Genomic DNA, 17,052 nt, shown 5'->3' on the forward strand with positions numbered 1-17,052 from the left:
ATTCCTGGGAAACATGGCTTTTTGGCATTCCCTTGACGCCAATAATTTGCCATCGACCATTTAACAAGACGGTTAACACCACCTATAAAGAACCTGTCTGGCCCACGGGCCAAAGCCTTCACCTTCTGTAAAAAGGCAAATGCCATGATCGACCTTTCCACCTGGAACCTGAGCATTCCGGTCGGCTCCCCGCCCGCCACCATCGACACTCCGAAACTGATGAATGGTTTCAACGACCAGTATTTCCAGGCCGAAGGCAGCAACGTGCAATTCTGGACCCCTGTCACCGGCACCCGCACCGAAAATGCCGTTTACCCGCGCAGCGAATTGCGTGAGACCTACGCCGATGGACGGCTGCGTAACTGGACCTATCCGGATGCGGACAACTTCCTGCGCGCGACCTTGGCAGTCAACCAAGTGCCCTCCACCGGCAAAATCGTGATTGGGCAGATTCATGCCTATGACAGCCAAAAGCCGCTGATCAAACTGGAGTATCAATTCAAGGAAAAAACCCAGACAGGCAACATCGTCGCCAAAGTCCGCATGCGCCCGGATGAGGATGAAGGGCGGGTAATCATCGTGGCGTCGAACGTGCCACTGGAGAAGAGCTTCACTTACGTGATCAACCTCAACAAAGCCGGGCTGCTCAGTGTGTATGCCGCCGATGGTGAGTGGAATGAGCGTATTGGCGCTGCGTGGGGGGCGAAGCCGTTGTACTTCAAGGCAGGAGCGTATGTGCAGGACAACAGTGGGGATAGCAAGGAAGGTGCACGGGTGACGTTTGCGAAGCTGGATATTGATCACGACTGAATACCAACCACAAAAAAGCCCGCATCACTGCGGGCTCCTTTTAAACGCTGAGGCTTAATTCACCTTGGCGTTCAACTCACCTTTCAAATAACGCTGATACATCGCTTCCAACGAGATCGGCTTGATCTTCGAAGCGTTACCGGCAGTGCCAAACGCTTCGTAACGCGCAATACACACGTCACGCATCGCGGTCACGGTGGCGCCGAAGAATTTACGCGGGTCGAACTCGCTCGGGTTGGTGGCCATCAAGCGACGCATCGCACCGGTGGACGCCAGGCGCAGGTCGGTGTCGATGTTGACCTTGCGCACGCCGTACTTGATGCCTTCGACGATTTCTTCAACCGGTACGCCGTAGGTTTCTTTGATGTCGCCGCCGTACTGGTTGATGATCGCCAGCCACTCTTGCGGCACCGAGGAAGAACCGTGCATCACCAGGTGGGTGTTAGGGATGCGTTTGTGGATTTCCTTGATGCGGTCGATGGCCAGCACGTCGCCGGTAGGTGGCTTGGTGAACTTGTAGGCGCCGTGGCTGGTGCCGATGGCGATCGCCAGGGCGTCAACTTGGGTCTTCTTCACGAAGTCAGCAGCTTCTTCCGGGTCAGTCAGCATCTGGCTGTGATCCAGCACGCCTTCGGCGCCGATGCCGTCTTCTTCGCCGGCCATACCGGTTTCCAGGGAACCCAGGCAGCCCAGCTCGCCTTCAACCGACACGCCGCAGGCGTGGGCCATGGCAACGGTTTGTTGAGTGACGCGTACGTTGTACTCGTAATCGGTTGGGGTCTTGCCGTCTTCGCCAAGGGAGCCGTCCATCATGACCGAGCTGAAGCCCAGTTGGATGGAGCGCTGGCACACGTCCGGGCTGGTGCCGTGGTCCTGGTGCATGCACACCGGGATGTGCGGGAATTCTTCGATCGCGGCGAGGATCAGGTGACGCAGGAACGGAGCACCGGCGTATTTGCGGGCACCGGCCGAAGCCTGGACGATCACGGGGGAGTCGGTCTTGTCAGCGGCTTCCATGATGGCGCGCATCTGCTCAAGGTTGTTGACGTTAAAGGCTGGGACGCCGTAGCCGAACTCGGCTGCGTGGTCCAGCATTTGACGCATGCTGATAAGTGCCATTGTGTTGTCTCTCCCGGTCGAGGGTCGTTAATCGTGCAAGCCTGCCGTAGCGGCGGCTGCTATTCAAGTTATTGCCGGTCAGGTTTTACATGCCTGGCCTGCTGAATCGTTTTTTCAGGCGGGCTCAACACCTATCTCACTTTGAAACCGGCTCAATGTGGGAGCGGGCTTGCTCGCGAAAGCGGTGAAAAGCAGCTAGCGGATTCGGTGACTGATACACCGCATTCGCGAGCAAGCCCGCTCCCACACTTGGGCCTCATCAACTTTGAGATCGTGATCTCTCTATTGAGCCTTGCAGCCGCGGCCGATCAAATCATCGGTGGCCACCCAGTAAACCAGGCCTTCCTCACCTTTTGTGTGAAACGCCAATTGGTCGTTGGCATACAGCACGCCCGAGGCAGCGACGTCCTGTTTAAGACGGTAGATCTGGTCGGAACCGCCGAGGCGCAACTCCACCTCGGATTTAGCCTGGTTGGCGAAACGCCAGTTGACCTCGGCCTTGCTGTCGCAGGTCCAAGTGGTCCACTTGTCGGCAGTTTCTGCCTTGCTGTCGAACATGTTCATACTGCTGCAGCCGGCCAACAAGGCCAGAGCTGCCAGGGCGAAAACGCCTTTCATTGCCAATCCTCACAGTGCGACCCGGAGGCCGCCGCTGCTGTCGGTTAGTTGATCAGACCCGTCAAGGGCAACCCTGTTCCTGACCGTTGGGCGCGGAGTCGTATTTCTCCAGCCGTTCGTTGCCGATGCGTTTGTTGATCACCGGCATGGTCTCGGCTTGCCAGTCCGCCTGGTAGCAGCTTTTTTTCTGCTGCGCCGCAGGCTTTCCAGCTTCCGGCTCCGCATGTGGCGTGCTGCCGCAGCCAGCCAGCAGGCCCGCTGCGATCACCATTGCCAACGACTTGGTCATAGGAACACTCCTTTTCCGGATCACGAGCCTCAGCCTTTGGCTCGGGTTTCCAACACTTCAACGGCGGGCAGTACTTTGCCTTCGACGAATTCGAGGAAGGCGCCACCACCGGTAGAAATGTAGGAGATCTGGTCAGCAACGCCATATTTATCGATGGCCGCCAGGGTGTCGCCGCCGCCGGCGATGGAGAATGCCGAGCTTTCAGCGATGGCCTTGGCCAGCACCTTGGTGCCGTTGCCGAACTGATCAAACTCGAACACACCCACCGGACCGTTCCACAGGATGGTCTGGGAGGCTTTCAGCAGTTCAGCGAAGTTGGCTGCGGTTTGTGGGCCGATATCCAGGATCATGTCGTCGGCGGCCACATCCGCGATCAGCTTGACGGTGGCTTCGGCGCTTTCGGCAAATTCCTTGGCGACCACTACGTCCACCGGCAGTGGCACGCTGACTTTCGCGGCGATGGCACGAGCAGTGTCGAGCAAATCCGGCTCGTACAGGGACTTGCCCACGGGATGCCCGGCTGCGGCCAGGAAGGTGTTGGCGATACCGCCGCCAACGATCAGCTGGTTGCAGATCTGGCTCAGGCTGTTGAGCACGTCCAGCTTGGTGGACACCTTGGAACCGGCCACGATGGCGGCCATTGGTTGGGCCGGAGCCCCCAGGGCCTTGCCCAGTGCGTCCAGTTCAGCGGCCAGCAGCGGGCCAGCGGCAGCAACTTTGGCGAACTTGGCCACGCCGTGGGTCGAGCCTTCAGCGCGGTGGGCGGTGCCGAACGCGTCCATCACGAACACGTCGCACAGCGCCGCATATTGCTGGGCCAGTTCGTCGCTGTTCTTTTTCTCGCCTTTGTTGAAGCGCACGTTTTCGAACAGCACAATGTCGCCAGCCTTCACGTCAACGCCGCCTAGGTAGTCAGCCACCAGCGGCACGTCGCGGCCAAGGGCTTTGCTGAGGTAATCGGCGACGGGCTTGAGGCTGTTTTCGGCGGAGAACTCACCTTCGGTCGGACGACCCAGGTGGGAGCAGACCATCACGGCCGCGCCTTTTTCCAGGGCCAGCTTGATGGTCGGCAGCGAGGCCAGGATTCGCGCATCGCTGGCGACAACACCGTCCTTGACTGGGACGTTGAGGTCTTCGCGGATCAGTACGCGCTTACCTTGCAGATCGAGGTCGGTCATCTTCAACACGGTCATGGGTCGCAGTTCCTGAATTACTGTTGAGGTTGTTTAGAGGCGATGTGCAGATAATGTTCCGCAACATCCAGCATTCGGTTGGCAAAACCCCATTCGTTGTCGAACCAGGCCAGGATATTCACCAGCCTTGGGCCGGAAACGCGGGTCTGGCTGGCGTCGACAATCGCCGAATGCGGGTCATGGTTGAAATCGCAACTGGCGTGGGGCAACTCGGTATAGGCCAGCAGGCCTTTGAGCGGGCCGCTGGTGGCGGCGTCGCGCAGGATCCGGTTGACCTCCGTCGCATCGGTGTCGCTGACAGTTTGCATAGTGATGTCCAGGCAGGACACGTTCACCGTCGGCACCCGTACGGCTTTGGCCTGGATTCGCCCGGCAAGTTCCGGCAACAGTCGCTCAATGCCGCGCGCCAGGCCGGTGGATACCGGAATCACCGACTGGAACGCCGAGCGCGTACGGCGCAGGTCTTCGTGGTGATAGGCATCGATGACCGGCTGGTCGTTCATCGCTGAGTGAATCGTGGTGATCGACACGTAGTCCAGGCCGATCGCCTGATCCAACAGACGCAACAGCGGCACGCTGCAGTTGGTGGTGCAGGAGGCGTTGGACACCAGCAGCTCATCGCCGGTCAGGCAGTCCTGGTTGATGCCGTAGACGATGGTGGCGTCGACATCTGCCTCGCTGGCCATCGGCTGTGAAAACAGCACACGGGGTGCGCCGGCGTCGAGAAAACGCTGGCCATCGGCACGGGTGTGGTAGACACCGGAACATTCCAGCACCAGGTCAACGCCCAATGCCGTCCAGTCGATGCCTTCAGGGGTGGCACTGCGCAAGACCTGCACGCAGTTGCCATTAATGTGCAGACAATCGCCTTCGACCCGCACTTTGCCGGGAAAGCGGCCGTGGGTGGAGTCAAAGCGTGTCAGGTATTCGATGCTCGCCATGTCGGCAAGATCATTGATCGCAACAATTTCAAACCCGGCATCCGCCCCTCGCTCGAACAGAGCACGCAAGACGCAACGACCAATGCGGCCGTAGCCGTTGAGTGCAACTTTGTAGCGACGCGGTTGAGGCATGGGGTTCTCGATTACCTTGGGTGAAGGGGTGGCTGTTAGACCGCTTTCGCGAGCAAGCCCGCTCCCACAGTTGAAATGCATTCCAATGTGGGAGCGGGCTTGCTCGCGAAGAGGCCAGTACAGCCACCTCAATCGACAGCTTAGTCTTCCAGCAGCTCTTCAGCCTGACCCAGGATGTTTTCCAGGGTGAAACCGAACTCTTCGAACAATGCTGGCGCCGGCGCCGACTCACCGTAGGTGGTCATGCCGATCACACGGCCTTCCAGGCCCACGTACTTGTACCAGTAGTCGGCGTGAGCCGCTTCGATGGCGATACGCGCACTGACCTGCAATGGCAGGACCGATTGCTTATAGCCGGCGTCCTGGGCTTCGAACACGCTGGTGCACGGCATGGACACAACGCGTACGTTGCGGCCCTGGGCGGTCAGCTTGTCGTACGCCTGGACGGTCAGGCCCACCTCGGAACCCGTGGAGATCAGGATCAACTCCGGCTCGCCGATGCAGTCCTTGAGCACGTAGCCGCCACGGCTGATGTCGGCGATCTGTGCGTCGGTACGCACTTGGTGCTGCAGGTTCTGACGCGAGAAGATCAGCGCCGAAGGGCCGTCCTTGCGTTCGATGGCGTGTTTCCAGGCCACGGCGGATTCCACCGCGTCGGCTGGACGCCAGGTGTCCAGGTTTGGCGTGGTACGCAGGCTGGTCAATTGCTCGACCGGCTGGTGCGTAGGGCCGTCTTCGCCCAGGCCAATGGAGTCGTGGGTATACACGTGGATCACGCGCTTCTTCATCAGCGCAGCCATGCGCACGGCGTTACGGGCGTATTCCATGAACATCAGGAAGGTCGCGCCGTAAGGCACCAGGCCGCCGTGCAGGGACACGCCGTTCATGATGGCGCTCATGCCGAACTCACGTACGCCGTAGTACATGTAGTTGCCGCTGGCGTCTTCAGCCGAAACACCTTTGCAGCCCTTCCACAGTGTCAGGTTGGAGCCGGCCAGGTCGGCCGAACCGCCGAGGATCTCAGGCAGCAATGGGCCAAACGCGTTCAGGGTGTTCTGGCTGGCTTTACGGCTGGCGATGGTCTCGCCCTTGGCCGCGACTTCGGCGATGTAGGCCGAGGCTTTTTCCGAGAAGTCGGCAGGCAGGTCGCCGGCGAGGCGGCGGACCAGCTCGTTGGCCAGCTCAGGGAATTCGGCGGAGTAGGCCGCGAAACGCTGGTCCCACTCGGCTTCGGTGGCCAGGCCTTTTTCCTTGGCATCCCATTCGGCGTAGATGTCGGCCGGAATTTCGAACGGGCCGTGGTTCCACTTCAATGCTTCACGGGTCAGGGCGATTTCCGCGTCACCCAGTGGGGCGCCGTGGCAGTCTTCTTTGCCCTGCTTGTTCGGCGAACCGAAACCGATGGTGGTCTTGCAGCAGATCAGGGTTGGCTGCGCGCTCTTGCGGGCGGTGTCGATGGCGGTCTTGATTTCTTCCGGATCGTGGCCGTCGACGTTGCGGATCACCTGCCAGTTGTAGGCTTCGAAACGCTTAGGGGTGTCATCGGTGAACCAGCCTTCGACTTCGCCGTCGATGGAGATGCCGTTGTCATCGTAGAAGGCAATCAGCTTGCCCAGGCCCAGGGTGCCGGCCAGGGAAGCGACTTCGTGGGAAATGCCTTCCATCATGCAGCCATCACCCAGGAATACGTAGGTGTGGTGGTCGACGATGTTGTGGCCTGTACGGTTGAACTGCGCGCCCAGGACTTTCTCGGCCAGCGCAAAACCAACGGCATTGGCCAGGCCTTGGCCCAGGGGACCGGTGGTGGTCTCGACGCCTGGGGTATAGCCGAATTCAGGGTGACCCGGAGTGCGGCTGTGCAGCTGGCGGAAGCTTTTGAGATCGTCGATAGTGACGTCGTAGCCGGTCAGGTGCAGCAGCGAGTAGATCAGCATCGAGCCATGGCCGTTGGACAGCACGAAGCGGTCACGGTCGGCGAACGAAGGGTTGCTCGGGTTGTGTTTCAGGTAGTCACGCCAAAGCACCTCGGCGATATCCGCCATGCCCATCGGGGCACCGGGATGGCCGCTGTTGGCTTTTTGCACGGCATCCATGCTGAGTGCACGAATGGCGTTGGCACGCTCACGACGGCTGGGCATCGCTGATCTCCTGGGTTTGCTGAAAAGAAACGGAAAAAAGGACCGGCATTTTCCCTCAGCCACCGCCTGCGGGCAATGACAGATAGTCACTTGAGGACGTTTTTCCTGTGCTTTGGGCATCAATCCGTTGCAGAAACCTTTAACCGGTTCGTCTAACAGTTATAGCGGCGGCTTATAACCACCACTTATCGATCAATATCAAAACTTTTTGATATTGACCTTGCGATGCCCTCCACCCGTCACTAGACTGCTGGCCTTATGAATCTACCTATGCCCTCACTGCGCCCCGACGACGGCGATGAACTGGCAGCCTTGTGCAAGGCCGCTGGCGATCCGTTGCGTCTGAACGTGTTGCGCGCACTGGCCAACGATTCCTTCGGCGTACTGGAACTGGCACAGATCTTCGCCATCGGCCAATCGGGCATGAGTCACCACTTGAAGGTACTGGCCCAGGCCGACCTGGTAGCCACCCGCCGTGAAGGCAATGCGATTTTCTACCGCCGTGCGCTGCCCCATACCGAACTGCTGGGCGGCAAACTGCACGCTGCCCTGCTCGAAGAAGTGGACAACCTCAGCCTGCCAGGCGACGTACAGTCGCGCATCGGCCAGGTCCATGGGCAGCGCGCTGCCGCGAGTCAGGATTTTTTCGCACGGGTTGCCGAGAAGTTTCGCGCCCAGCAAGACCTGATTGCCGGTCTTGCCCAATACCGCGACAGCGTATTGGCGTTGCTCGACAAGCTGAGCTTCAGTGAAGAGGCCACGGCACTGGAAGTCGGCCCCGGCGATGGCGGTTTCCTGCCGGAGCTGGCGCGGCGCTTTCAGCAAGTCACAGCCTTGGACAACAGCCCGGCGATGCTGGAACTGGCGCGTCAGCTTTGTGAGCGCGAGTCACTGGGCAATGTCAGCCTGCAACTGGCCGACGCATTGAACAGCACGGCGTTAAAGGCCGACTGCGTGGTGCTGAACATGGTCTTGCACCATTTCGCCGCACCCGCCGACGCCCTCAAGCAAATGGCCGGGCTGCTGCACCCCGGCGGTAGCCTGTTGGTTACGGATTTATGCAGCCACAACCAGAATTGGGCCAGGGAGGCCTGCGGTGATCTCTGGTTGGGTTTTGAACAGGATGATCTGGCCCGTTGGGCCACCGCTGCGGGACTCGTTCCCGGGGAAAGCCTCTATGTAGGTTTACGTAATGGTTTCCAGATCCAGGTCCGCCATTTTCAGCGACCGGCTGGCGACACTCACCATCGGTAAATATCAGGAAAACATCGAGATGAGCGAATACTCCCTTTTCACCTCCGAGTCCGTGTCTGAAGGGCATCCGGACAAAATCGCCGACCAGATTTCTGACGCGGTGCTGGACGCCATCATTGCTGAAGACAAGTTCGCCCGTGTGGCGTGCGAGACCCTGGTGAAAACCGGCGTAGCGATCATCGCCGGCGAAGTGACCACTTCCGCCTGGGTTGACCTGGAACAGCTGGTGCGTGACGTGATCACCGACATTGGCTACAACAGCTCCGACGTCGGCTTCGACGGCGCGACCTGCGGCGTGATGAACATCATCGGCAAGCAATCGCCTGACATCAACCAGGGTGTCGACCGTGCCAAGCCTGAAGATCAAGGCGCCGGCGACCAAGGCCTGATGTTCGGCTACGCCAGCAACGAAACCGACGTGCTGATGCCTGCGCCGATCACTTTCTCGCACCAATTGGTACAGCGCCAGGCCGAAGCCCGTAAATCCGGCCTGCTGCCGTGGCTGCGTCCGGACGCCAAGTCCCAGGTGACCTGCCGTTACGAAGGCGGCAAGGTGGTGGGTATCGACGCGGTCGTGCTGTCGACCCAGCACAACCCGGACGTGTCCTACGCCGACCTGCGCGAAGGCGTCATGGAGCTTATCGTCAAGCACGTGCTGCCGGCCGAACTGCTGAGCAAGGACACCCAGTTCCACATCAACCCGACCGGCCAGTTCATCATCGGTGGCCCAGTGGGCGATTGCGGCCTGACCGGTCGCAAGATCATCGTCGACAGCTACGGAGGCATGGCCCGCCACGGCGGTGGTGCGTTTTCGGGTAAAGACCCGTCCAAGGTTGACCGTTCGGCGGCCTACGCCGGTCGTTACGTGGCCAAGAACATCGTCGCGGCCGGTCTGGCCGAGCGTTGTGAGATCCAGGTTTCCTACGCAATCGGTGTAGCCCAGCCTACGTCGATCTCGCTGAATACCTTCGGCACCGGCAAGATCAGCGATGACAAGATCGTCAAGCTGGTGCGTGAGATCTTCGACCTGCGCCCTTACGCGATCACCACCATGCTCGACCTGCTGCACCCGATGTACCAGGAAACCGCAGCCTACGGCCACTTCGGTCGTACCCCAGCGCAGAAGACCGTCGGCGACGACACTTTCACCACCTTCACCTGGGAAAAAACCGACCGCGCCAACGACCTGCGGATTGCCGCCGGCCTGTAATCGCTCTCGATGCACAAAAGCCCCGCCGGGTTATTCCGGCGGGGCTTTTTATTGCGCGATGATCTTCACGTTTTTTGGATCCAAACCTTGCAGGCCTAATGATGGCCCTCTAGAATCCGCGCCCTCTCGGGCCCTTTACCTTATTTGGATATTGCCCTGCGCCAGCCCGAGACAGACAAACGCGCAGGCAATCGAACATTGAGGTTTTTCATGCGCATCTCCACGCTCGCCCCTGCCGCCCTTCTCTTCAGCCTGTTCGCCCTGCCGGTAAACGCCGCCGACCTGAGCGCATTGAGTGGTGCCCTGAGCGCCCAACTGGGTGGCGGCAACGCTGGCGATTGCCAGAAACAAGCAGCCGATCTGCAAGCCAAGATCGATGCAGCTGAAGCCCAGAAGGACACCTTGAAGGTGAAGGCCTTCAAAGCCGCGCAAGACCAGATCAACAAAGGTTGCAACAAACTTTCTGAAGCCCAGGCAAAAGCCGACGCGAAGCAGCAAACTCAAGAGGCGAAGGCCGATAAACCAGACGCCGTGAAGGCCCTGGGCGGTCTGTTCAAGTAAATAGAAATACCCAGTAAAAAGCCCCGCAGCGTCGGGGCTTTTTTGTGGCCGATCGGATCATTTAGGCTGGGCACCCTTTCCGAGCAAGGATGCTCATGATGCCTTTACTGCTAGCGCTTTTACTCAGCATTTTACCCTTCAGGGGGTGGGCCGAAGAGTGTCCCGACACAGCCCGGGCACAGGTCAACACACTGACCGAACAGATACGCCTCTGGGACGACAGCTACCACCGCCTCAACCAATCCCCCGTCAGCGACGAACTCTATGACCAGGCGCGCCAACGTCTGACCCACTGGCGCCGGTGCTTCCCTGAGTCCCCCCCGAAACCCGACAACCCACTGGCGAGCTCACGCGGCACCCTACGCCACCCCATTGCCCATACGGGCCTTGAGAAACTGCTGGATGAACAGGCAGTCGGCGCCTGGCTGAGCACACGCCAGGATGTCTGGATTCAACCCAAGGTGGACGGTGTGGCGGTGACCCTGGTGTATCGACAAGGTCGCCTGCGCCAAGTCATCAGCCGGGGCGATGGCCTGATGGGCCACGACTGGTCGGCGTCCGCGCGCAGGATCCCCGGCATTGTCCAGCAGTTGCCGGAGCCCATCGACCTGGTGCTGCAAGGCGAACTCTATTGGCACCTCGACGACCACGTGCAATCGGCAAACGGAGGGCTCAATGCCCGCAGCAAGGTGGCCGGGCTGATGAACCGCCTCGAATTGAGCGACGCCGACGCCGCCGGCATCGGTCTGTTCGTATGGGCATGGCCCGAGGGTCCGGGGTCGTTTACCGAGCGTTTGGCCGCATTGGCACGCTGGGGTTTTACCGACAGCCGACGCTACAGTCAGCCCATTCGGGATATCGCCGAAGCCACGCACTGGCGCGCGTATTGGTACAACCATCCACTGCCATTCGCCAGCGATGGGGTGGTGTTGCACCAGGCACAGCGCCCGCCCGCCAGACGATGGAAGGCCAGCGAACCTTATTGGGCGGTCGCCTGGAAGTATCCGGCGGCCAAGGCCCTGGCGCTGGTGCGCAACGTACGATTCAAGATCGGTCGCACCGGACGCATCACACCCATGCTTGAGCTGGAACCGGTGCAGTTGGATGACCGCCAGATCAGTCGTGTGAGCGCCGGGTCATTGAAGCGTTGGCAAACGCTGGATATCCGCCCTGGCGACCAGGTCTCCATCAGCCTTGCGGGCCAGGTGATCCCCCGACTGGACGAGGTCATCCTGCGAAATGCTCACAGGGCCGACTTGGCGGCACCTGACCCTCGGGACTTTCATGCCTTGAGTTGCTGGCAACTGGACCCAGGCTGCGAAGAGCAACTGCTGGCGCGCCTCACCTGGTTGAGCGGCAATCAGGGCCTGGCGTTGCCGCACATAGGTCGCGAGACTTGGAACGTATTGATCCAGGCCGGTCTAATCGCAAGCTTTCTCGATTGGTTAACCCTGGATGTGGCAGAGCTTGCTAACATTGAGGGCTTCGGTGATAGCAGCCGTACGCGAGTGCTCGAAAGCCTCAACAGCGCACGGCAGCGGTCCTTTGCACAATGGCTCAAAGCCTTGGGCGTACCACCCGCGGCACGTAACAACCTGGAAGGCGACTGGCAGACGCTGGTCGCCAGAGACACCCAGGCCTGGCTGGCCATCGATGGCATCGGCCCGGGCCGCGCGGCGCAACTGAGCGCCTTTTTCCGCGACCCGCAAGTACAGGCCTTGGCAGACACATTACGCGTGGCCGGCATCGATGGGTTTTGAACCCGAGCCGACCATCAGATTGCGACCTTGGAGTCCCACATGAAATTTCTAGCCCCCTTTGCCCTGTTGACCGTCGCAAGCTTCATGGCCACCCCCCTGCTGGCCGCCGAAGAAGCCCCGCAGCTCACCGGTTGCGCCGCCAAGCGCCAAGCCATCAGCACCCAGATCGAACAGGCCAAGGCGCACGGCAACAGCGCCCAGCAAGCCGGTCTGGAAAAAGCCTTGAGCGAAGTCACCGCCAACTGCACCGAGGCGTCCTTGAAGAAGGAACGGGAAAACAAGGTGCTTGATGCCAAGCATGAAGTCAGCCGCCGTCAGGCCGACCTCGACAAGGCCATGAAAAAAGGTGACGCGGACAAGATCAACAAACGTAAGGACAAACTCGCCGAGTCCCGCAAAGAACTGCAGGACGCGGTGGAAGAGCTCGACCAGTAAAACCGGTCAGTGGTCTCGGAACTGCTTATGGCATGCGCTGCAGGCATCTTCGACTTTCTGCACTGCCGGCCCCAGGTTGCTCGCTTTGTATGGCTGAACCTGGCTGGCGGTCACCAATTCACCGGTGGCCGCTTCAAGGTCGCGGGCCAGTTGCTGGAACTGCGCCTGCTTCTGCCAGACATCATCCTTGGCACTGGTGTGATCTTCTTCGCGCACGCTCGGAAAATGCTTCCAAGGCTCATGGGACAACGCGTCCAGCCTGACTGCGCCTTCGGCAAATTTAGCGCCGTCGAATGGGATCCGCCCGCGCAACATGCCGCCCAGGTCTTCGCCGGTTTTGAGCATCTGCTTGAAGATCGCCTTGCGCTGGCCCAGCGGCGAATTCGGATCCACGCCGCCACAGGCGGACAGTGTCAGGCAGGCCAGCAATACAACGGTCAGTTTTTTAAAAGTCATGGTGGCTTCGAGGTCACGGGAAACGGCGGCCAGTATCCTCGCCCCGCCCGTAAAGACCAATAGCCCTATTAATAATAAGGGTTGCCAAACAGCGCTGTGGCGCGGGCAATCGCTTCAGGAATTGTTTGTATGAATGTCACGTTGAAACCCTGGGGCCGCCGCCTGGCGTGGGCCCTGCCGATGATCGCGCTGCTGGCTGGCTGCGACGCGGGCAAAGAAACAGCCAAAGACGAAACGTCGAAACCCCACGCTGTCGCCACCTATGTGAGTGCGCCATGGGAAGCCTTGCCGGCAGTGTCCGACAGCGACCTGCTGGCGGGTTTTGAGTCCTGGCGCAGCGCCTGCCAGCGCCTCAAGGCCGACCCGGTGTGGGGCGCGACCTGTGCGGCAGCCGCGACAGTGCCGAGCAATGCCGTGGCGGTGCGCGGGTTTCTCAAGGAACGCCTGGATGTGTTCGGCCTACGCTCGGCTGACAACACCCCGAACGGCTTGATCACCGGCTACTACGAACCGGTCTACCCCGGGAGCCTGACCAAGACCGCCAAAGCCAACGTGCCGGTATACGGCGTGCCGGACGACCTGATTATCGTCAACCTGGAAAGTATCTACCCCGAACTCAAGGGCAAGCGCCTGCGCGGTCGCCTGGAAGGTCGCGTGCTCAAGCCTTACGACGATGCCAGCGTCATCAACGGCCAGGGCTCAACAGCCAAACCAATCGCCTGGCTGACTGACCCGATGGACCTGCAATTCCTGCAAATCCAGGGCTCTGGCCGCATCCAACTGGCCGGAGGGCGCCAACTGCGCATCGGTTATGGCGACCAGAACGGCTACCCCTATCGCCCGATCGGCCGTTGGCTGGTGGAACAAGGCGAATTGAACAAAGAAGACGTCACCATGGGTACCATCAGCGCCTGGGCCAAGTCGCACCCGCAGCGTATCCCGGAACTGCTGGCGAGCAATCCCAGCTATGTGTTCTTCAGCGCGCGTCCCGACAGCAACGAAGGCCCGCGCGGCTCCTTGAACGTGCCGCTGACCGCCGGCTACAGCGTGGCGGTGGATCGCAAGGTGATTCCTTTGGGCAGCCTGCTGTGGCTGTCGACTACCAAGCCAGACGGTTCACCGATCATACGGCCCGTCGCCGCACAGGACACCGGTGGTGCGATCACGGGTGAAGTGCGTGCGGATTTGTTCTGGGGTACCGGTGATACGGCCGGCGAACTGGCGGGGAACATGAAGCAGCAGGGGCAGATCTGGATGTTGTGGCCCAAGGGCGCAGCATTGCCGCACGTGCCGGATGCACCTGTCGGGAGCTGAAAGCGCTCTGCCAAACTCGGTTTATTGTGGTGAGCGGGCTTGCCCCGCTCGCCACAATAGCCCGCGCCATAGGGGCTCCGCTCGACCTTTAGATCGATACGAAGAAGAAACTCGCAATCAACGCCATCCCCACGAACCACACCAGCGACCGCAGCATCGCCCAGTCCGCCAGGTAGCAGATGATGTACAGCAGGCGGCTGGTGATAAACAGTACGGCCAGCACATTGATGGTCACCAATTCGGCCGTACCGGCCAGGTGCGCAATGATCACTGCGGCCGCGAAGGCCGGTGTGACTTCAAAACTGTTGAGCTGGGCACTGTGGGCACGCTTGGCAAACCCTTCAAGGGTGTCCAGGAACGCGCGGGGGTCGTGGTTCTGCCGTGGACCGAACTTGCCACCGCTGAACTTGGCCACACCCGTGCACAGGTAAGGTAGAAAAATTGCGATCAACACACACCAGAAAGCCACCGTCATCACACATTCCTTTTGTAGTTTTAAACAGCGATTAGAGTTTTAGCACTAAAAATACCAAACCGCACTCACCGCTATGAGCCCTGGCTCGCCCAAAGGTTCTATGGCGTTTTAGCCAATGCCTTGCAACATCGCGCCACTGGTGCGGTCCATCCACCCAATAACGCACTGCCACCCAACTCCAAGGACCCCGGATGCTTGAACTTGTCGCCGCCTTTATCTGCCTCACCACCCTGCTCACCTATGTGAACTTCCGCTTTATCGGCCTGCCGCCCACCATCGGTGTGATGGTCACAGCTTTGGTGTTTTCGCTGATCCTGCAAGGGTTGAGCGTTCTCGGCTACCCTGGCCTGGAAGAGCGCATCCAGCAGTTGATCGGCCAGATCGACTTCGGCGACCTGTTGATGAACTGGATGCTGTCGTTCCTGCTGTTCGCCGGCGCCTTGCACGTGAACCTTAACGACCTGCGCAGCTATCGCTGGCCCATCGGCCTGCTGGCAACCTTTGGCGTACTGATCGCGACGGTGGTGATCGGTAGCCTGGCGTACTACATCTTTGCCCTGTTCGGCTGGCACGTGAGCTTCCTTTACTGCCTGCTGTTCGGCGCGCTGATTTCACCTACCGATCCGATTGCCGTGCTGGGTGTATTGCGTACGGCCAATGCTTCGAAACCACTGAAAACCACCATCGTGGGTGAATCACTTTTCAACGACGGTACCGCAGTCGTGGTCTTCACCGTACTGCTGGGCATCGCACAACTGGGCGAAACCCCCACGGTCGGCGCCACCGCCATGCTATTCGCCCATGAAGCCATCGGCGGCGTGGCGTTCGGCGGCCTGATCGGCTACCTGGTCTACCTGATGATCAAGAGCATCGAGCAGCACCAGATCGAAGTGATGCTGACCCTCGCCCTGGTGATCGGCGGCTCGGCGATGGCCACCGAACTGCACGTCTCGGCACCGATTGCGATGGTGGTAGCCGGCCTGATCATCGGCAACCTGGGCCGCAAGCTGGCGATGAACGACATGACCCGTCGCTACCTCGACGGTTTCTGGGAGTTGCTCGATGACATGCTCAACGCCCTACTGTTCGCCCTGATCGGCATGGAACTGCTGTTGTTGCCGTTCAATTGGCTGCACGTGTTCGCCGCCAGCTTGCTGGCCGTGGCGATCCTGCTGTCGCGCCTGTTGACGGTGGCCCCGGCGATCCTGCTGCTACGGCGCTGGCGCACGGTGCCACGCGGCACCATCCGCATCCTCACTTGGGGCGGCTTGCGCGGTGGTGTGTCGGTAGCGTTGGCCTTGGCACTGCCGCTGGGCCCGGAGCGTGACCTGCTGCTGAGCATCACCTACATCGTGGTGCTCTCGTCGATCCTGTTGCAGGGGTTGAGCATCGGCAAACTGGTCAAGCGCGTGACCCGGGACGAGCCCCAGGCCGCGCCGGACACTCACTGATCCTTGCTGATCTGCTGCGGATGCCTCGGGTCCGCAGCTTTCTTGTCCGGCAGGCTGCCTTCGCTGCGAATTTGCGCATGACTGATCAACGCAAAGATAAAGCTGCCGCCAATGATATTGCCTGCCAAGGTCGGTCCGGCGAACACCAGCCAGAAGTCCTTCCATGCCAGCTCGCCGGCAAACACCAGGTACGACACTTCCGCCGAACCCACCACGATATGCGTGAAATCCCCCAGGGCCATCAGGTAAGTGATCAAGATGATGATAAACATCTTGGCGCTTTCCATCGACGGGATCATCCACACCATGGTCGCGATCATCCAGCCGGAGATGATGCCCTTGGCGAACATCTGGCCAGCATCGTTCTCCATGATCTTGCGACCGATTTCGAGGAAGGCCAGGTCGGTCTTGGTATCGAAGATCGGCAGGTGCAACATCACATAGGCTACCAGCAGGGTGCCGCACAGGTTGCCGACCAGCACCACCGTCCATAGCCGCAACAGTCGCCCCGCGTTGCCCAGCGTGGGTTTGCTCATCACCGGCAACACGGCGGTCAGGGTATTTTCAGTGAACAATTGCTGGCGTGCGAGGATCACTGCCAGGAAGCCTGCGCAGTAACCGAAGCTGGCGATCACCTTGAAAGCTTCGCCCTCCGGCAAACGGGAATTGAGCAAGCCCATCGCCATCAGCGACAACCCCATGGTCAGCCCGGCAGCCAATGCCGACCACCACAACGCGGCGACACTGCGCTCCAGCTCCTGGTCGCCCTGGGTGCGGATGATTTCATGCAACACCGCCGCACGGGGCGGCTGGTTTTTGTCCACGTCGTGCTGCTCTTCCTGCGACAGGTTGGGGGTTTTGCCTGCTTCTTCGGTGGTCATGATCATCCAGAGTCC

Annotated in this window: 17 protein-coding genes; 8 read left to right on the forward strand and 9 right to left on the reverse strand. The window is 60.2% G+C overall.

All coding sequences use genetic code 11. The annotated features are described in order from the left end of the window. Window positions 1-144 precede the first annotated feature (144 nt). Entirely contained in the window at window positions 145-810 is a 666-nt protein-coding gene (locus BMZ57_RS10845; RefSeq protein WP_010207150.1) for a polysaccharide lyase family 7 protein, read from the forward strand. A gap of 54 nt (window positions 811-864) precedes the next feature. On the opposite strand, the gene fba is transcribed toward BMZ57_RS10845, so the two are convergent. The 6 genes from fba to tkt all read right to left on the reverse strand — a co-directional run bounded on the left by fba (window position 865) and on the right by tkt (window position 7,240). After that, window positions 865-1,929, reverse strand: coding sequence for a class II fructose-bisphosphate aldolase (gene fba / locus BMZ57_RS10850; RefSeq protein ID WP_003177554.1), 1,065 nt, complete (start codon window positions 1,927-1,929; stop codon window positions 865-867). A 282-nt stretch (window positions 1,930-2,211) separates the two neighbouring features. Beyond that, a complete protein-coding gene (locus BMZ57_RS10855; RefSeq protein WP_021492699.1) occupies window positions 2,212-2,547 on the reverse strand; it encodes an MliC family protein in 336 nt (111 codons plus the stop codon). Between the two features lie 61 nt (window positions 2,548-2,608). Further along, window positions 2,609-2,836 carry a hypothetical protein gene (locus tag BMZ57_RS10860; RefSeq protein WP_010207154.1) on the reverse strand — a complete coding sequence of 76 codons (228 nt, stop codon included), beginning with the start codon at window positions 2,834-2,836 and terminating at the stop codon, window positions 2,609-2,611. A gap of 29 nt (window positions 2,837-2,865) precedes the next feature. After that, window positions 2,866-4,029 (reverse strand): phosphoglycerate kinase, encoded by a 1,164-nt coding sequence (locus tag BMZ57_RS10865; protein ID WP_010207155.1) that lies wholly within the window; start codon window positions 4,027-4,029, stop codon window positions 2,866-2,868. Between the two features lie 17 nt (window positions 4,030-4,046). Then, complete coding sequence (gene epd / locus BMZ57_RS10870; protein WP_021492697.1) at window positions 4,047-5,102, reverse strand: erythrose-4-phosphate dehydrogenase; 1,056 nt, start codon at window positions 5,100-5,102, stop codon at window positions 4,047-4,049. 140 nt (window positions 5,103-5,242) lie between these two features. After that, a complete protein-coding gene (tkt, locus tag BMZ57_RS10875) occupies window positions 5,243-7,240 on the reverse strand; it encodes a transketolase (RefSeq protein ID WP_021492696.1) in 1,998 nt (665 codons plus the stop codon). Between the two features lie 258 nt (window positions 7,241-7,498). Here tkt and BMZ57_RS10880 point away from each other — a divergent pair, with 258 nt between their 5' ends. The 5 genes from BMZ57_RS10880 to BMZ57_RS10900 all read left to right on the forward strand — a co-directional run bounded on the left by BMZ57_RS10880 (window position 7,499) and on the right by BMZ57_RS10900 (window position 12,460). Next, window positions 7,499-8,494 carry an ArsR/SmtB family transcription factor gene (locus BMZ57_RS10880; protein WP_010207158.1) on the forward strand — a complete coding sequence of 332 codons (996 nt, stop codon included), beginning with the start codon at window positions 7,499-7,501 and terminating at the stop codon, window positions 8,492-8,494. Window positions 8,495-8,513: 19 nt separating this feature from the next. After that, complete coding sequence (gene metK / locus BMZ57_RS10885) at window positions 8,514-9,704, forward strand: methionine adenosyltransferase (protein ID WP_010207159.1); 1,191 nt, start codon at window positions 8,514-8,516, stop codon at window positions 9,702-9,704. Window positions 9,705-9,914: 210 nt separating this feature from the next. After that, complete coding sequence (locus tag BMZ57_RS10890; RefSeq protein ID WP_047542543.1) at window positions 9,915-10,265, forward strand: hypothetical protein; 351 nt, start codon at window positions 9,915-9,917, stop codon at window positions 10,263-10,265. Window positions 10,266-10,360: 95 nt separating this feature from the next. Next, window positions 10,361-12,025, forward strand: coding sequence for an NAD-dependent DNA ligase LigB (ligB, locus tag BMZ57_RS10895; RefSeq protein WP_031291100.1), 1,665 nt, complete (start codon window positions 10,361-10,363; stop codon window positions 12,023-12,025). A gap of 39 nt (window positions 12,026-12,064) precedes the next feature. Further along, complete coding sequence (locus BMZ57_RS10900; protein ID WP_010207163.1) at window positions 12,065-12,460, forward strand: DUF1090 domain-containing protein; 396 nt, start codon at window positions 12,065-12,067, stop codon at window positions 12,458-12,460. A gap of 6 nt (window positions 12,461-12,466) precedes the next feature. On the opposite strand, the gene BMZ57_RS10905 is transcribed toward BMZ57_RS10900, so the two are convergent. Next, the gene (locus BMZ57_RS10905; RefSeq protein WP_010207165.1) at window positions 12,467-12,916 is read right to left on the reverse strand and encodes a c-type cytochrome; all 450 of its coding nucleotides are present in this window, start codon (window positions 12,914-12,916) and stop codon (window positions 12,467-12,469) included. 129 nt (window positions 12,917-13,045) lie between these two features. Here BMZ57_RS10905 and mltA point away from each other — a divergent pair, with 129 nt between their 5' ends. Continuing rightward, a complete protein-coding gene (mltA, locus tag BMZ57_RS10910; protein WP_069672926.1) occupies window positions 13,046-14,230 on the forward strand; it encodes a murein transglycosylase A in 1,185 nt (394 codons plus the stop codon). 88 nt (window positions 14,231-14,318) lie between these two features. Here the strand turns inward: mltA and BMZ57_RS10915 are convergent, their stop codons facing one another. Continuing rightward, window positions 14,319-14,705, reverse strand: coding sequence for an MAPEG family protein (locus tag BMZ57_RS10915; protein ID WP_010207167.1), 387 nt, complete (start codon window positions 14,703-14,705; stop codon window positions 14,319-14,321). A gap of 191 nt (window positions 14,706-14,896) precedes the next feature. Here BMZ57_RS10915 and BMZ57_RS10920 point away from each other — a divergent pair, with 191 nt between their 5' ends. Then, on the forward strand, window positions 14,897-16,156 hold the full coding sequence (locus BMZ57_RS10920) for a cation:proton antiporter (protein ID WP_042571432.1): 1,260 nt from the start codon (window positions 14,897-14,899) through the stop codon (window positions 16,154-16,156). On the opposite strand, the gene BMZ57_RS10925 is transcribed toward BMZ57_RS10920, so the two are convergent. Further along, a complete protein-coding gene (locus tag BMZ57_RS10925; RefSeq protein ID WP_069672961.1) occupies window positions 16,150-17,037 on the reverse strand; it encodes a formate/nitrite transporter family protein in 888 nt (295 codons plus the stop codon). The two genes, BMZ57_RS10920 and BMZ57_RS10925, sit on opposite strands and share 7 nt — an antisense overlap. Window positions 17,038-17,052: the final 15 nt, after the last annotated feature.

Source organism: Pseudomonas simiae (genome assembly GCF_900111895.1).
Classification (GTDB): Bacteria; Pseudomonadota; Gammaproteobacteria; order Pseudomonadales; family Pseudomonadaceae; genus Aquipseudomonas; species Aquipseudomonas simiae.

Excerpts from the sequence above, each read along its gene's own strand:
- BMZ57_RS10845 (WP_010207150.1), top strand. The coding sequence starts at position 145 with ATGATCGACCTTTCCACCTGGAACCTGAGCATTCCGGTCGGCTCCCCG.
- fba (WP_003177554.1), bottom strand. The coding sequence starts at position 1,929 with ATGGCACTTATCAGCATGCGTCAAATGCTGGACCACGCAGCCGAGTTC.
- BMZ57_RS10855 (WP_021492699.1), bottom strand. The coding sequence starts at position 2,547 with ATGAAAGGCGTTTTCGCCCTGGCAGCTCTGGCCTTGTTGGCCGGCTGC.
- BMZ57_RS10860 (WP_010207154.1), bottom strand. The coding sequence starts at position 2,836 with ATGACCAAGTCGTTGGCAATGGTGATCGCAGCGGGCCTGCTGGCTGGC.
- BMZ57_RS10865 (WP_010207155.1), bottom strand. The coding sequence starts at position 4,029 with ATGACCGTGTTGAAGATGACCGACCTCGATCTGCAAGGTAAGCGCGTA.
- epd (WP_021492697.1), bottom strand. The coding sequence starts at position 5,102 with ATGCCTCAACCGCGTCGCTACAAAGTTGCACTCAACGGCTACGGCCGC.
- tkt (WP_021492696.1), bottom strand. The coding sequence starts at position 7,240 with ATGCCCAGCCGTCGTGAGCGTGCCAACGCCATTCGTGCACTCAGCATG.
- BMZ57_RS10880 (WP_010207158.1), top strand. The coding sequence starts at position 7,499 with ATGAATCTACCTATGCCCTCACTGCGCCCCGACGACGGCGATGAACTG.
- metK (WP_010207159.1), top strand. The coding sequence starts at position 8,514 with ATGAGCGAATACTCCCTTTTCACCTCCGAGTCCGTGTCTGAAGGGCAT.
- BMZ57_RS10890 (WP_047542543.1), top strand. The coding sequence starts at position 9,915 with ATGCGCATCTCCACGCTCGCCCCTGCCGCCCTTCTCTTCAGCCTGTTC.
- ligB (WP_031291100.1), top strand. The coding sequence starts at position 10,361 with ATGATGCCTTTACTGCTAGCGCTTTTACTCAGCATTTTACCCTTCAGG.
- BMZ57_RS10900 (WP_010207163.1), top strand. The coding sequence starts at position 12,065 with ATGAAATTTCTAGCCCCCTTTGCCCTGTTGACCGTCGCAAGCTTCATG.
- BMZ57_RS10905 (WP_010207165.1), bottom strand. The coding sequence starts at position 12,916 with ATGACTTTTAAAAAACTGACCGTTGTATTGCTGGCCTGCCTGACACTG.
- mltA (WP_069672926.1), top strand. The coding sequence starts at position 13,046 with ATGAATGTCACGTTGAAACCCTGGGGCCGCCGCCTGGCGTGGGCCCTG.
- BMZ57_RS10915 (WP_010207167.1), bottom strand. The coding sequence starts at position 14,705 with ATGACGGTGGCTTTCTGGTGTGTGTTGATCGCAATTTTTCTACCTTAC.
- BMZ57_RS10920 (WP_042571432.1), top strand. The coding sequence starts at position 14,897 with ATGCTTGAACTTGTCGCCGCCTTTATCTGCCTCACCACCCTGCTCACC.
- BMZ57_RS10925 (WP_069672961.1), bottom strand. The coding sequence starts at position 17,037 with ATGACCACCGAAGAAGCAGGCAAAACCCCCAACCTGTCGCAGGAAGAG.